The sequence below is a fragment of the Variovorax sp. KK3 genome (genome assembly GCF_001984055.1).
In the GTDB taxonomy this organism is placed as follows: domain Bacteria; phylum Pseudomonadota; class Gammaproteobacteria; order Burkholderiales; family Burkholderiaceae_C; genus Variovorax.
The window spans coordinates 1-14175 of the sequence record NZ_LYVO01000121.1; the positions used below are offsets into that span (position 1 = coordinate 1).

The 14175-nt window shown below is 68.8% G+C and carries 14 protein-coding genes; 11 read left to right on the forward strand and 3 right to left on the reverse strand.

What is annotated here, in order from left to right; all coding sequences use genetic code 11:
• The 3 genes from B0W80_RS36070 to B0W80_RS32135 all read left to right on the forward strand — a co-directional run.
• Window positions 1–265 (forward strand): hypothetical protein (locus B0W80_RS36070; protein WP_218668979.1); only part of this gene is annotated, 265 nt, incomplete at its 5' end.
• Between the two features lie 112 nt (window positions 266–377).
• Window positions 378–2303, forward strand: coding sequence for an ABC-F family ATP-binding cassette domain-containing protein (locus tag B0W80_RS32130; RefSeq protein WP_077003213.1), 1926 nt, complete (start codon window positions 378–380; stop codon window positions 2301–2303).
• Window positions 2304–2380: 77 nt separating this feature from the next.
• Window positions 2381–4132, forward strand: coding sequence for a phospholipase D family protein (locus B0W80_RS32135; RefSeq protein WP_077003214.1), 1752 nt, complete (start codon window positions 2381–2383; stop codon window positions 4130–4132).
• Between the two features lie 7 nt (window positions 4133–4139).
• On the opposite strand, the gene B0W80_RS32140 is transcribed toward B0W80_RS32135, so the two are convergent.
• A complete protein-coding gene (locus B0W80_RS32140) occupies window positions 4140–5561 on the reverse strand; it encodes a PLP-dependent aminotransferase family protein (protein WP_077003215.1) in 1422 nt (473 codons plus the stop codon).
• 102 nt (window positions 5562–5663) lie between these two features.
• Here B0W80_RS32140 and B0W80_RS32145 point away from each other — a divergent pair, with 102 nt between their 5' ends.
• From B0W80_RS32145 to B0W80_RS32180, 8 genes are read left to right on the forward strand one after another with little or no spacing between them, the layout of a single operon-like run.
• A complete protein-coding gene (locus tag B0W80_RS32145; RefSeq protein WP_077003216.1) occupies window positions 5664–6263 on the forward strand; it encodes a LysE family translocator in 600 nt (199 codons plus the stop codon).
• Window positions 6260–7198, forward strand: coding sequence for a DMT family transporter (locus tag B0W80_RS32150; RefSeq protein ID WP_077003217.1), 939 nt, complete (start codon window positions 6260–6262; stop codon window positions 7196–7198). The genes B0W80_RS32145 and B0W80_RS32150 overlap by 4 nt, the downstream gene beginning before the upstream one ends.
• Window positions 7195–8409, forward strand: coding sequence for a PLP-dependent aminotransferase family protein (locus B0W80_RS32155; protein WP_077003218.1), 1215 nt, complete (start codon window positions 7195–7197; stop codon window positions 8407–8409). Before B0W80_RS32150 ends, B0W80_RS32155 begins: the two co-directional genes overlap by 4 nt.
• A gap of 30 nt (window positions 8410–8439) precedes the next feature.
• The gene (locus tag B0W80_RS32160) at window positions 8440–9075 is read left to right on the forward strand and encodes a DJ-1/PfpI family protein (RefSeq protein WP_077003219.1); all 636 of its coding nucleotides are present in this window, start codon (window positions 8440–8442) and stop codon (window positions 9073–9075) included.
• A 16-nt stretch (window positions 9076–9091) separates the two neighbouring features.
• A complete protein-coding gene (locus B0W80_RS32165) occupies window positions 9092–9733 on the forward strand; it encodes a glutathione S-transferase (protein WP_077003220.1) in 642 nt (213 codons plus the stop codon).
• Window positions 9734–9738: 5 nt separating this feature from the next.
• Window positions 9739–10650, forward strand: a complete 912-nt coding sequence (locus tag B0W80_RS32170) for a PhzF family phenazine biosynthesis protein (protein ID WP_179107074.1) — start codon at window positions 9739–9741, stop codon at window positions 10648–10650.
• A gap of 7 nt (window positions 10651–10657) precedes the next feature.
• Window positions 10658–11344, forward strand: coding sequence for a VOC family protein (locus B0W80_RS32175; RefSeq protein ID WP_077003222.1), 687 nt, complete (start codon window positions 10658–10660; stop codon window positions 11342–11344).
• A 15-nt stretch (window positions 11345–11359) separates the two neighbouring features.
• The gene (locus B0W80_RS32180; RefSeq protein WP_077003223.1) at window positions 11360–12337 is read left to right on the forward strand and encodes a threonine dehydratase; all 978 of its coding nucleotides are present in this window, start codon (window positions 11360–11362) and stop codon (window positions 12335–12337) included.
• A 34-nt stretch (window positions 12338–12371) separates the two neighbouring features.
• Here B0W80_RS32180 and B0W80_RS32185 read toward each other — a convergent pair whose 3' ends face one another.
• Together B0W80_RS32185 and B0W80_RS32190 are read right to left on the reverse strand one after the other, a co-directional pair.
• Window positions 12372–13004, reverse strand: a complete 633-nt coding sequence (locus B0W80_RS32185; protein WP_179107075.1) for a protocatechuate 3,4-dioxygenase — start codon at window positions 13002–13004, stop codon at window positions 12372–12374.
• A 53-nt stretch (window positions 13005–13057) separates the two neighbouring features.
• Window positions 13058–14175 (reverse strand): autotransporter outer membrane beta-barrel domain-containing protein (locus B0W80_RS32190; RefSeq protein WP_143684875.1); only part of this gene is annotated, 1118 nt, incomplete at its 5' end.

The window sequence follows — 14175 nt, forward strand, 5'->3', positions numbered from 1 at the left end:
TTTTGAAGAACCAGCTAACTTTTTTGAAGTTTTTTTGAAGCAGCCCTCGCAGACATACCTCATCCCCCTAACCACCCCACACAAGACCTCGAACCACGCAGATCCCAGAGAATCTACATCAGCCGCCGTCTTGAGCGGAGCCTTCGATTATGACACGGATTTTAATGACCCCGCCAAACTGAAGGCCTGCTTGATCCAACTTTTTCTGCGTCACTCTTGCGAGGCGCTGCAAACATGTCGTTTTAAGCAGAGCCCACGAGTATAGGCTACTTTTCCGGCCCCTCCCCATTCTTGATCGCCACTGCAAAGATGACGCTGACGTCAAGCACCAGTGCAGGGCGGCGTCATCTAAGCCCCTCCGATAATCCGCGCCACACATGGCACTCATCACATTCCTCGACGCACAGCTGGCCTTCGGCCACGTTCCACTGCTCGATCACGCGGACTTCTCGCTTATGGAGGCTGAGCGTATCGGCCTCATCGGCCGCAACGGTGCCGGCAAGTCGTCGCTGCTCAAGATTCTGGGTGGCTTGGAGAAGCCCGACGACGGCACGCTTCAGCTTCAGCAAAGCCTGCGAGTGGCGTACGTCGCGCAAGATCCGCAGCTCGACATGAACGCCGACGTGTTCACCGCAGCCAGCGCAGGCCTGTCCGAAGCAGTCGCGCTCCGGGATCAGTACCTGTCAGGGGCGCCGGGCTTGGATCTCGACGCGCTGCAGTCGCAAATCGAAGCCCTCGACGCCTGGAACTGGGAACAGCGCGTCGAAGAAACGCTGCACCGCCTGCACCTGGACGGCACGGCGCGAGTCGGCAATCTCTCGGGCGGCACCCGCAAGCGCGTCGCACTCGCACAAGCGCTGGTCGCTTCTCCCAACGTACTCCTGCTCGACGAGCCGACCAACCATCTCGACCTGGACTCGATCGAGTGGCTCGAACAGATGTTGGTCGACTTCAAGGGCAGCGTCGTCGTCATCACGCACGACCGAAGCTTCCTGAACCGCGTCGCTACCCGCATCGTCGAGCTCGATCGCGGCAAGCTCGCTTCCTATCCGGGCAACTTCGAGCAATACCTCGCGCAGAAGGAAGAGCAGCTGGCCCAGGAAGCCATCATCAACGCCAAGGCCGACAGGCTGCTGGCCCAGGAAGAAGTGTGGATTCGCAAGGGCGTGGAAGCTCGCCGCACCCGCAGCCAAAGTCGCATCAACCGCCTCGAGGCGCTTCGCACGCGCCGCGCTGCGCGCCGCGAGGTGCTCGGCAGCGTCTCCATGGACATCGCGTCCGGCCAGGCGAGCGGCAAGATCGTGGCAGAGCTCACAGGCGCGACCAAGTCCTTCGGCGACAAGACCGTGATCCGCAACTTCAGCGGCACCATCCTGCGCGGCGACAAGGTCGGCCTGCTGGGGCCCAACGGCGCTGGCAAGACCACGCTGCTGAAACTGATCCTCGGCGAGCTCGAGCCCGACAGCGGCAAGATCCGCCGCGGAACCAACCTCCAGGTGGCCTACTTCGACCAGATGCGGGACGCGCTGCAACTCGACGCCACACTGGAAGACTTCATCAGCCCCGGCAGCGAGTGGATCGAGATCGGCAATCAGCGCAAGCACGTCAAGAGCTACCTCTCTGACTTTCTGTTCTCGCCGGCGCGCGCTCAATCACCCGTTCGCTCACTCAGCGGCGGCGAGCGCAACCGCCTGTTGCTGGCCCGCCTGTTCGCAAGACCTGCCAACGTCCTGGTGCTCGACGAACCGACGAACGACCTGGACATCGACACGCTGGAACTGCTCGAAGACCTTCTGCAGAGCTACGAAGGCACGGTGTTCGTCGTGAGCCACGACCGAACCTTCCTCGACAACGTGGTCACCAGCATCGTTGCATTCGAAGGCGATGGTCTCTGGCGCGAGTACGAAGGCAGCGTGGAGGACTGGCTGATCCAATCCCGACGCGCTCGCGAGATCGCCGCCCAACGGGCCGCAGCAGCCCCGTCGTCAGCGTCTCAGCCCTCGCCCACGCCCACGCCGGCGGCGCCTCACACGCCCGCTGCCGCCGCCACGCCGCGCCCCGGCTCGACGAGAAAGCTCAGCTACAAGGAGCAGCGCGAGTTCGACACCCTGCCCACGCGAATCACCGAGCTCGAAGAAGAGCAGAAGCGCATCGCGAAGGTCCTGGAACAGGGCGGCGGCGCCATCTATGCAACCGAAGCCGCGCGCGCCGCGGAACTGGCGCAGCGCCACGCACAGATCGACGAAGAACTTCTGGCTGCGATGGAGCGCTGGGAGGCACTCGACACGGCGCATCGGGGATAACGACCGGCGCCTTCGTCCGACGCGCGCCCGGCCGGGGCTGCGCTATACACAAGCCCTCCTGGCTTCCGGCGCGCTGCATGAATTCCAACCCGGCCGTTCATCCCTTGGCAACAGCCCTGCGCCGCTGCGCTGCGGTACTGGGCACGACCTTCCTGCTGTTGTCGGCCTGCGCCGAGCTGCCTCAGAACGTGGAGCGACCGGTCTCCTCCGCCCTCTCGTCGCCGGCCGGCACAACGTTGGCCACGCTCGTTCAGCAGCGCCAGCGAGCCGCCTCTACCCGCGCCGAATCGGGCTTCATGTTGTTGGACGGCGCGCCGGCTGCTTATGGAAGCCGCCTGGCGTTGGTCGAAGGCGCGCAGAAAACGCTGGACCTGCAGTACTACGCCATCCACGCAGATGCCAGCACCGAACGGCTGCTGCTCGGCGTGCGCGACGCGGCGCAACGCGGCGTGCGCGTACGAATCCTGCTGGACGATTTCAACACCACGGGCCGCAATGCACTGGTGATGCGCATGGCCTTCTTACCGAACGTCGAGATGCGGATGTTCAACCCGCTGCCGGGGTCGCGCCGCTGGAGCTTCACGCGCCTCGTCAACGCGGTCGACGACGCCGGACGATTGCAGCAGCGGATGCACAACAAGCTCTTCATCGCCGACAACGTGATGGGGGTCACGGGTGGACGCAACCTGGGCGATGCCTATTTCGACAATGCCGCATCAGGCAACTTCGTCGACATGGACGTGCTGGCCGCCGGGCCCGTGGTTCAGGACTTGTCCCGCAGCTTCGATGCCTATTGGAACGACGAGCGCGCCTACCCGGTCCAGTCGCTGGTGACGCGCCAAGAACTCGACGCGCTGCGCGACGAGGCGGACTCCAAGGGCGAACAAAAAGCCGCCAGCAACGCCCCCCGCCCTCCCGATGGTGAGCCCCGACCGCGCGGGCTCGAAGCGCCTTCGCAAGAGCAGCGAGACCGCACCTGGGACCAGAAATCGATGGACCTGCGAACCGCCGAATTCGTCTGGGCCCCCGCGGCCGTGCTCGTCGACAAGCCGGCCAAGATCCCGGCGGACGCGCCCGCCGGTGCCGCCGACGCCGGCAAGGCACCCGGCCTCGTCGTGACGCAGCAGGGCCAGCGCCCCTCGCCGGCGGCGCCTCCAGACTCCCTCGCGTCCGCCGCCGATGCCGCAGCCAGTGGCGACACCGTCGTGGAAGGGCTGCTCAATCTGATCGGCCAGGCACAGAGCGAACTGCTGATCATCTCGCCCTACTTCGTGCCAGGCCAGGACATGAAGCAGGCCTTCGCGAGCGCGATTGCGCGCGGCGTCAAGGTCCGCGTGCTGACGAACTCGCTGGCCTCCAACGATGCGCCGGCCGCGCATGTCGGCTATGCACGTCACCGCGACGAGTTGCTGAAGATGGGCGTGACGCTCTACGAGTTGCGCAGCGAGCAGGCCGGACTCCGCAGCGCGCTGGGCTCGGCGGGCGGCAGCACCGGCGAGTCCCGCTCGATGCTGCATTCCAAGGTGCTCGTGATGGACGGCAGGCTCTTGGTGATCGGTTCGATGAATCTGGACCAGCGCTCGCAACTTCAGAACACCGAAATCGCATTGCTCATCCGCAGCGATGCACTGAGCCGCTCGGCCGCCGGAAAGATCGAGTCGGTGATGCGTGCCGGCGCCTGGCACGTCGAGCGTGGCAACGGCGGCCTGGTGTGGCGCGCGCCGCCCGGCAGCGGCTTGAATGACAGCTCGACCGAGCCCGATGCCAGTGTCGGCCTGCGCATTCTGCTCAAGCTCTTCGGGCCGCTGGCGCCGGACAAGCTGTTGTAGGTGCCGCCTAAAGCTGCGCCCTGACCCGCTGGAACACCTTCCAGAAGGTCGCATCCTGCGCCGTCGCGAAGTTGATCCGCATCAGTGTGCTGGGCGGCCGGCGCGCATGGAACAACGAGCCGGGCGCGAGCAGATAGCCTTCGTCGAGCATGCGCTGCGTCAGGGCGTCGGTGTCGACGCCGGTGTCCACCCAGCCGAACAGACCTGCCGGCTCGGACGCCAGCGTGCAGCCCGAGGCCAGTGCCAGCTTCACCGTGCGGCCCCGCGCGCCGTCCAGGCGCAGCCGTACCCGTTCCGCATGCCGGCGCAGTTGCCCCTGGTCGATGACCCAGGCCAGTGCGCGTTCGAACAACGAAGGCGTGGTCAGCGTCGCGAGCAGCCGGGTCTCGAGGAGCCGGCCCACCAAGTCCGGCGAAGCGGCGAGGAAGCCAATGCGCCAGTTCGGCGCCAGGATCTTGGCGAAGCCGCTCACGTACACCGTGCGCTGCAAGCCGTCCATCGCGCAGAGGCGGGTCGCATGTTCGGGCGCCAGGTGGCTGTAGGTGTCGTCCTCGACGATGTGGAAGTCGTGCCGGTTGGCCAACTGCAGCACGCGGTGGGCGCTGCCCGGCGTCAGGCTGTAGCCGGTCGGGTTGTGCAGCACGCTCACGCTGACGAAGAGCTTGGGCCGGTGGCCATCGCCGGCCTGGCAGTAGCGCTCCATTACGTCGAGGTCGGGGCCGTCGGGCTTTCGCGGCACCGGCAGGATGCGCATGCCCAAGGCCTCCAGGCGGGCGAATTCCAGGGCCCAGCCGGGCTCTTCCACCATGACCGGATCGCCGGGGCGCAGCAGCGTGCGGCTGACGATGTCGAGCGCCTGCGTGGCACCGATCGTGGTCACGATCTGCTCGGGGCCGGCCGGCACGTTGATGGTCGCGAGCTTGGTGGCCAGGCTGCGTCGCAAGCCGCCGTCGCCGGCCGGCTCGCCGTACTGCAGCGAGAAGTCCTGCAATGCGCGCGAACTGGTCACGCGCCGCACGGCGGCGGTGACGTAGGGCGATTCCAGCCAATCCGATGGAAACACACCCATGCCGGGCTGCGGCTTGTCGCTCGGCCGATGGAACATGCCGCGGATCAGGGTGCTCGCATCCGCCGCCACCGGTTGCGCCAAGGACGCCACCGGGCTCACCGTCGACAACGCCGGGCCAGCCTGCGCCGCGATCGCGTCGCGGACGAAGAAGCCGCGCTGGCGACGCGCCTCCACCAGCCCCTGCGCCAGCAGTTGGTCGTAGGCCGCGACCACCGTGTGCGGGCTTACGCCCTGCTGCCGCGCGCATTCGCGCACCGACGGCAGACGGGCCCCCGGCGCCAGCAACCGCGTGCGGATGCGCTCGGCAAAACGGCCGGCCAACTGCTCGGTCAGCGACTGGGTGGAGGTTCGTGTCAGCATCTGCGTGTCTGTTCTGTGTCGATCGTTGGACCAATACAGGCTCGGCCCATGTTCGACAATCTGTATTGGTACTGTAATGGTGCTCAGTTTAGAGTCTGTGCCATGAACTGGCAAGAATTCACCGCGCTGCTGGTGTTGGCCACGGCGATGAGCTTCTCGCCCGGGCCCAACACCACGCTGTCGACCGCGCTCGCGGCCAATGGCGGGCTGCCGCGCGCGATGCGTTTCGTGTTCGCGGTGCCGGTCGGGTGGACCCTGCTGCTCGTGCTGAGCGCCGCCGGCATCGGTGCGCTGGTGGTGGCCGTGCCCTCGCTGCGCTGGGCCATCAAGGCGGTCGGCGTCGCCTACCTGCTGTGGCTCGCATGGAAGCTCAGCGGCAGCGCTTCGCTGGGGCAGGCCGATGGCGCGCAGTTGCGAATCGGCTTCGGCCAGGGCGTGTTGCTGCAGTTCGTCAACATCAAGGCTTGGCTGCTGGCGCTCACGCTGGTTGCCGGGTGGATCGCAGGCCAGCCCGATGCGCTGCGGCGCTTCGCCATCGTCGCGCCGGTGATGCTGGTCTATGCCTTCGCGAGCAACTTCACCTACGCCATGGCGGGCGCACTGCTGCGCAACTGGCTGACGCAGGGCGCGCGGCTGCTGTGGTTCAACCGCGCGATGGCCGCCGTGCTGGTGCTCACCGCCTGGTGGATGGCGAGCGTATGAAGATCAAGGACGAAACCCTCGGCATGTGGCTGGGCGTGCTGGGCGTGGCCTTCTTCGCGGTCACGCTGCCGATGACGCGCCTCGCCACCGGCACGCAAGAGGCGCCACAGCTCTCGCCCTGGTTCGTCACGCTCGGCCGCGCCGCGTTGGCGGGCCTGCTGTCGACGGTGTTCCTGCTCGTCACGCGCCCGCCGCTGCCGCGCCGGCATCAATGGAAGCCGCTGGGCATGGCGGTGGCGGGCAACGTGATCGGCTATCCGCTGCTGCTCGCGTACGCATTGCGCATCGTCAACGCCAGCCACGCCGCGGTGGTGACCGCACTGCTGCCGCTGGTGACCGCCGCCTGCGCCGCCTGGGTGCTGCACCAGCGTGCGCGGCTTGGCTTCTGGCTGTGCGCGCTCGCAGGCAGCGCGCTGGTGATCGTCTTCTCGGTGTTGCGCGCCGGCACCCAGCATTTCGGCTTCGCCTGGGGCGACCTCCTGCTGGTGGGCGCCGTCTTCGCCGCCTCGCTAGGCTACATCTACGGCGCGCAGGTCACGCCCGAGCTCGGCGCGGAACGTGTGATCTGCTGGGTCTGCGTACTGGCGCTGCCGGTCACGCTGCCGGGCACCTTGCTGCTGTGGCCCGATCAGCCGATCGCCACGTCGTCCTGGGTCGGCTTCGTCTACGTCGGCGTGTTCTCGATGTGGATGGGCTTCTTCGCGTGGTACCGCGGGCTCGCCATGGGCGGCGCGTTGCGGGTGAGCCAAACCCAACTGCTCCAGCCCTTTCTCTCGATCCTCGCCGCCGTGCCCCTGCTCGGCGAACCGCTCGACCTGGTCACGCTCGGCTTCGCGGCGGCGGTGGTGGCCACCGTGGTCCTCGGCAAGCAACTCTCACAGGCGCGCCCCACCGCGGCCTCACAACAACTCGCACATCCAAAGGAAACGACATGAACTGGAAACTGGCCAAGCGCGCCGAGAAAATGAACCCCTCGGTGATCCGCGAGATCCTCAAGGTCACCGAGCGCCCCGGCATCATCAGCCTGGCGGGCGGCCTGCCTTCCCCCAAGACCTTTCCGATCAGCGCATTCGCCGAGGCCTGCGCCGCCGTGCTGCAGAAGGATGGCCAAGCCGCCCTGCAGTACGCCGCCAGCGAGGGCTACGGCCCGCTGCGCGAAGCGGTCGCGGCGATGCTCCCCTGGCCGGTCGACCCGGCACAGGTGCTGATCACCACCGGATCGCAGCAGGGCCTCGACCTGATCGCGAAGGTGCTGCTCGATCCGGGCAGCCAGGTGCTGGTCGAAACGCCCACCTACCTGGGCGCGCTGCAGGCCTTCTCGCCGATGGAGCCCGAGGCGGTCAGCGTCGCGAGCGACGACGAAGGCGTGCTGGTCGACGACCTGAAGGCCAAGGCCAAGGACGCCCGCTTCGTCTACCTGCTGCCCAACTTCCAGAATCCCACCGGGCGCACCATGACCGAAGCGCGCCGCGCAGCCGTCTCGGCTGCCGCCACGCAGGCCGGCCTGCCGATCGTCGAAGACAACCCCTACGGCGAACTCTGGTTCGACGAGGCCCCGCCGATGCCGCTGACGGCGCGCAATCCAGAAGGCTGCATCTACCTGGGCTCCTTCTCCAAGGTGCTGGCCCCGGGCTTGCGCCTGGGCTTCCTGGTCGCGCCCAAGTCGATCTATCCCAAGCTGCTGCAGGCCAAGCAGGCGGCCGACCTGCACAGCCCCAGCTTCAACCAGCGCATGGTGGCGGAGGTGATGAAGGACGGCTTCCTCGCGCGCCACGTGCCGACCATCCGCGCGCTCTACAAGCGCCAGCGCGACGCCATGCTGGCCGCGCTCGACCGCGAGATGCAGGGCCTGGGCGTGGTCTTCAACAAGCCCGCCGGCGGCATGTTCCTGTGGCTACGCCTGCCCGAAGGCATCGATGCGGTCTCGCTGCTGCCCAAGGCCGTGGAGCGCGGCGTGGCCTTCGTGCCCGGTGCGCCCTTCTATGCCGGCGCGAGCGATCCGCGCACCTTGCGCCTGTCCTTCGTGACGGCCAGCGTCGAGGAGATCGACACGGCCATCCACGCACTGGCCGATGCGGTGCGCGAGCAGCTGGCGCACCAGGCCGCCGCACAGGTGCAGCGCCAGATGGCCGGCAGCGCCGCGTAACGCCCGGCTCAGGCGCGCAGGCGATCCACCATGCACATCGCGATCCTCACCTTCGACGGCTTCAACGAACTCGATTCGCTGATCGCGCTCGGCGTGCTGAACCGCATCAAGAAGCCCGGCTGGCGCGTGAGCCTGGCAGCGCCGACGGATACCGTGCGCTCGATGAACGGCGTGACGCTGCACGCCACCGCCTCGCTCGCGGAGGCCCGCGTCGCCGACGTGGTGCTGGTCGGCAGCGGCATCCGCACCCGCGACATCGCGGCGGACCCGGCCATCCTCTCGGCGCTGCCGCTGGACCCGGCGCGCCAGTTGATCGGCGCGCAATGCTCCGGCACGCTGCTCCTCGCGAAGCTCGGCATCCTGGGCGCGGTGCCGGCCTGCACCGACCTGACGACCAAGCCGTGGGTGCAGGAAGCGGGCGTGCAGGTGCTCGACCAGCCCTTTTACGCCGCCGGAAACGTCGCGACGGCTGGCGGTTGCCTCTCGTCGCCCTACCTGGCCGCGTGGGTCATCGCCCGCACCGAGGGCCGAGACGCAGCGGCCGCCGCGCTGCACTACGTCGCGCCGGTCGGCGAGAAAGAAGCGTACGTGGCGCAGGCCCTTCGCAACATCGACCCCTACCTTCCCGCGCCGGCTTCGCGCACCATGGCGGCCATCGCTCATTGATCGAAGGAACCTGAAGATGCTGAATATCTGGGGGCGCATCAGCTCCATCAACGTTCGCAAGGTGGTGTGGTGCGCGCAGGAACTCGGCCTGGACTTCCAGCGCACCGAGGCCGGCGGCCGCTTCGGCATCGTGCAGACGCCCGAATACCTGGCGCTCAACCCGAACGCCCTGGTGCCATCGCTCGACGACGGCGAGGGCGAGTCCCGCGTCACGCTGTGGGAATCGAACGTGATCGTGCGCTACCTGTGCGCCAAGCATGCGCCCGGCACGCTCTACCCCGAGCCGCTGGCCGCACGCTTCGATGCCGAGCGCTGGATGGACTGGCAGCAGACCACGCTCAACCGCGTGAGCGCAGGCGCCTTCGTGCAGTGGATCCGCACGCCCGCAGAGCAGCGCGATCCGGCCGTGATCGCGCATTCGGTGCGCGCCACCGAACCGCTCTTCGCGCTGCTCGACGCCCACCTGGCCAGCCGCCCCTTCATGCTCGGCGAGCAGTTCACCATGGCCGACATTCCGGTCGGGTGCGAGGCTCATCGCTGGCTGGGCCTGCCGCTCACCGAATACACACGGCCGAGTTGGCCGCACGTGGAGCGCTGGTTCGCCGACTTGCGCAACCGCCCGGGCGCGCGCGGCGTGCTCGACCTCGCCCTGGAATGAACATGATGAAAACCCGCCCCTTCAAGCAAGTCGACGTCTTCACCGCGCAGGCCTACGCCGGCAACCCGCTGGCCGTGGTCCTCGACGGCAGCGGCCTCGACGATGCCGCGATGCAGAACTTCGCGAAGTGGACCAACCTGTCGGAAACCACCTTCCTGCTGCCGCCCACCGAGCCCACGGCCGACTACCGCGTGCGCATCTTTACGCCGGGCAGCGAGCTGCCCTTCGCCGGCCATCCGACGCTCGGCAGCTGCCACGCCTGGCTGCAGGCCGGCGGCCGGCCGAAAGCGCCCGGGCGCATCGTGCAGCAATGCGCGACCGGCCTGGTGCCCATCCGCCAGGACGGCGAGCGCCTGGCCTTCGCCGCACCGCCTTCGCGCCGCAGCGCGCCCAGCCCTTCGCTGCTCGCCAAGGTGGCGGCCGCACTCGGCCTGAAGGCGCAGCAGATCGTGGCCGCGCAGGTGCTGGACAACGGCCCCGTGTGGTTCGGCCTGCTGCTGGCCGACGCCGACACCGTGCTGGCGCTGAAGCCCGACCATCGCCTGCTCAAGGAGCTCGGGCAGAAAGTGGGTGTGGCCGGCATTCCGGAACGCGACGATCAGCCGTCCCCTGCGCTGATCTCGCGATCGAACCGCGAGGCGCGGGCCTTCGCCCGCTCGGACGCCGACGACATCGCGCTCGAAGTGCGCGCCTTCGCAGCGCCGATCGGCGTCGAGGAAGACCCGGTCACCGGCAGCCTCAACGCCAGCCTCGCGCAATGGCTGATCCCCGAGGGCCACCTGCCCGCGCACTACCTCGCCGCACAGGGCCAGTGCCTGGGACGCGCGGGCCGCGTGCACGTGCTGCGCGACGACGATGGCCAGGTCTGGGTCGGTGGCGATTCGGTCACCTGCATCGACGGCAAGGTCAGCCTGTAGAGCTCGCATGCCGGCGCGCATCGACCACCTCGTGATCGCGGCCCGCAGCCTCGACGAAGGCGTGCAATGGTGCGAGGCCACCTTCGGCATCGCGCCAGGGCCGGGCGGCATCCATCCGCTGATGGGCACGCACAACCGCCTGGTGAAGATCGCCTCCGCGGCGTTTCCGCGTGCCTACCTGGAGATCATCGCGATCGATCCGGACCGGCAACCGTCTCGACCCGCGGGGTTGCACCGCTGGTTCGACCTCGACGACTCCGCGCTGCAGGCGTCGCTGGCCCAGCACGGGCCGCGGCTGGTGCATTTCGTGGTGCAAGTGCCCGATGCCGACGCCGCGATCCAGGCCCTGGCACGCCAGCGCATCGACCGCGGCCGTCTGATCGAAGCCTCGCGCGACACGCCGGCCGGCCGCCTCGACTGGCGCATTACCGTGCGCGACGACGGCCAGCGCCTCTTCTATGGCACGCTGCCCACGCTGATCGAATGGGGTGCGGTGCATCCCTCGGACACCATGGCCGACGCCGGCATCCAGCTGCGCGGCATCTCGCTGTCGCATCCTCGCGCCGACGACCTGGCGGCGGCCCTTCACGCCATCGGCGTCGCCGGCATCCCGGTGAGCGCCGGCGCACCCAAGCTGCGTGCCGAACTCGACACGCCGCGCGGCACCGTCACGCTCGACTCCAACGGCATCTAGCGAGCGCACCCGACCATGCATTTCAGCTCCGAAGAAATCGACGCGGCCCGCCGCACCGTCTACGCGGCCATGCCGCCGACCCCGCAGTACGCCTGGCCGCTGCTGGCGCGGCGCCTCGGCTGCACGGTGTGGGCCAAGCACGAGAACCACACGCCCGCCGGCGCCTTCAAGCTGCGCGGCGGCCTCACCTACTTCGAGACGCTGGCGCGCGAGCAGCCCGATGTGCGCCACGTGATCAGCGCCACGCGCGGCAACCATGGCCAGTCGGTCGGCTTCGCGGCACGGCGCCACGGGCTGGCGGCGACCATCGTGGTGCCGCACGGCAACTCGGTCGAGAAGAACGCGGCGATGCGTGCGCTCGGCGTCACCCTGGTCGAGCATGGCGACGAGTTCCAGACCGCGAGCGAGCATGCCGCCCGTCTGGCCGAGGCCGAAGGCCTGCATCGCGTGCCCTCCTTTCACCGAGAACTGGTGCGCGGCGTGGCCACGGCCTATGTCGAGTTCTTCGAGGCGCTGGCGCAGGCGCCCGGCGGCCCGCCGGACGTGCTGTTCGTGCCGATCGGCCTGGGCTCGGGCTTCGCCGCCGCCGCGGCGGCGCGGGCGCATTGCAGGGCCAGGACGAAGCTCGTGGGCGTGGTCTCGGCGCACGCCACCGCCTACCTCGATTCCTTTCGTGCAGGCCGCGCGCTCGAGTCGCCGGTCAGCACGCGCCTGGCCGACGGCATGGCCTGCCGCACGCCGGTGCCCGAGGCGCTGGACGTGGTGCGCAAGGAAGCGGAGGACGTGGTCGCAGTGACCGACGATGAGGTCGCCGGAGCCATGCGCATGCTGTTCACCGACACCCACAACGTGGCCGAAGGCGCAGGAGCGGCGGCTTTGGCGGCGCTGGTTCAGCAGCGCACGCGCTGGGAAGGGAAGACCGTGGGGATCGCGCTGACCGGCGGCAATGTCGATGCCGCCATGTTCGGCGAGGTGCTGACCGCGAAGGGCTGACGCAGACGCGCTGACGGATCGGCGCGTGTGCCGCTCAGGCGGCGATGACGATCGGGAAGCGCGCCTGCAGGCCGTCGGCGCCGCGCTCGAAGGGCACGGTCACGGCCGCACGCGAGGCTTCCGGCATGTTGCGCCACAAGAAGTCTCGCGCATTGCCCGCGTCGCCGGCCACGTAGAGCTGGGTGGTGAGCAGTTCGCGCGTGCCCATCTTCACCTTCACGTGGATGTGCGCGGTGCGCCCGCTGTAGGGCACGGGGCGGATGGTGCGGAAGCGGTAGTTGCCCTGCGCATCGACCGCCACCTTGCCGAAGCCCTGGAAGGCTGCATCGGCGCTGTCGCCGTCACCGGGGTGGTGGTAGTGGCCTTCCTGGTCGCATTGCCAGATCTCGACCTGGGCGCCGCGCAGCGGCCGCCCGTCCATGTCAGTCACGCTGCCCTCGACCCAGGCCGGCTGGCCGCTGCGGTAGTTCAGCGTGCCGTTGCGCAAGAGGTCGTTGTCGGCATCGGCCGGGAGCTTGACCGGATAGAACGGCCCCTCGGTCTGCGATGGTGTGGCGATGCGTGCCGCCTGCGGCTGCGCGCGAGCGCCCAGCCAGAGCGCGGGCAGCGCGACGAAGGCCGCGGTGACCGCGCGGCGCGGGATCGTGGAATGGGGGTGCGCAGCCATGGGCCGTGGGAGCCGCCGGCCGCGCCCGAGTTCCGGCTGGCGCCGGTCTTTTTCTACCAGCGAACCCGCATGCCGACCGCGCCCTGCACCGAGGACTTGACCCGCGTGTCGCCGCCGGTGGCGAAGACCTTGCCGAGTTCGCCGTAGACGCTCACCGCCCGCGTGACCGACAGCGTGGCACCGGCCGCCGTTTCCACCGATGTGTAGCCGCCGGTGCTGGCGATCGGCGTGACGAAGCCGCCATTGATGAAGCGCACCGTGTCGCCGGCATCGTTGCCGTGGACCACGCCGATGCGGGCATAGGGCTGCAGGCGGCCGGCGGCGGTGGCGAAATCGCCCTTCACCCGTACGCCCACGCCGGCGGTCCAGCCCTTGGCATCGTCCTGCTGCACCAGCGCACCGGAGATGTACAGGTCGTCGACCTTCGCGCGGCGGTAGCTCAGCTGCGCCTGCGGCTCGATCGTCCACGAACCGCTGAGCGCGAAGGCCTGGCCCACTTCGACCGAGGCCGTGAGGCTGTTGCCCTTGCCCGATGCCGCGAAGGCGCCCAACGGGCGGATCGTGTAGCGCTGCGAGCCGTACTGCAGCGCCGTGTCGACGTAGAAGCCGGTCGCGTTCGCGTAGGTGGCGTAGGCGCCGAGGTAGCGCGAGCGCAGGTCGGTGCTGCCCACCGCGCGGTACAAGCCACTGGCAAAACCGGTCATGTCGGCGTCGCCGTCGAGCTGGCCCACATAGACACCGGCGCGCCAGTCGCCCAGTTGAGACACGTACAGGTCGGTGCCGGCCTGTACGCCGCTCACGTGGCCCTGGGTCGACGGGCTGACGAGGCCCGACTGGCGGATGTCCAGGTCGCTATAGATCGCACGGGCCCAGGCATTGCGCTCGTTCGACAGCGCGCCGGCCACCGGCGTCAGGGCGGCCATGGCGCGGGGGCTGGCGTCGTCGTCGCCCATGCGGGCCCGCATGCCGCCCAGCATGACCATGTCGGCGCGGCGCAGCTGCGACGGCAGTGCGGCCAGGATCGGAACCTCGACGCGATAGGCGGTGATGCCGACCGGCACAGGCGCCGGTGCCGGGGCTGGCGCCGGTGGGGCTGGCGGAGCCGGTGGTGCCGGAGGTGCCGGAGGTGCAGGCGGAGCCGGCGGTGCCGGGGGAGCCGGCGGCGCGGGTG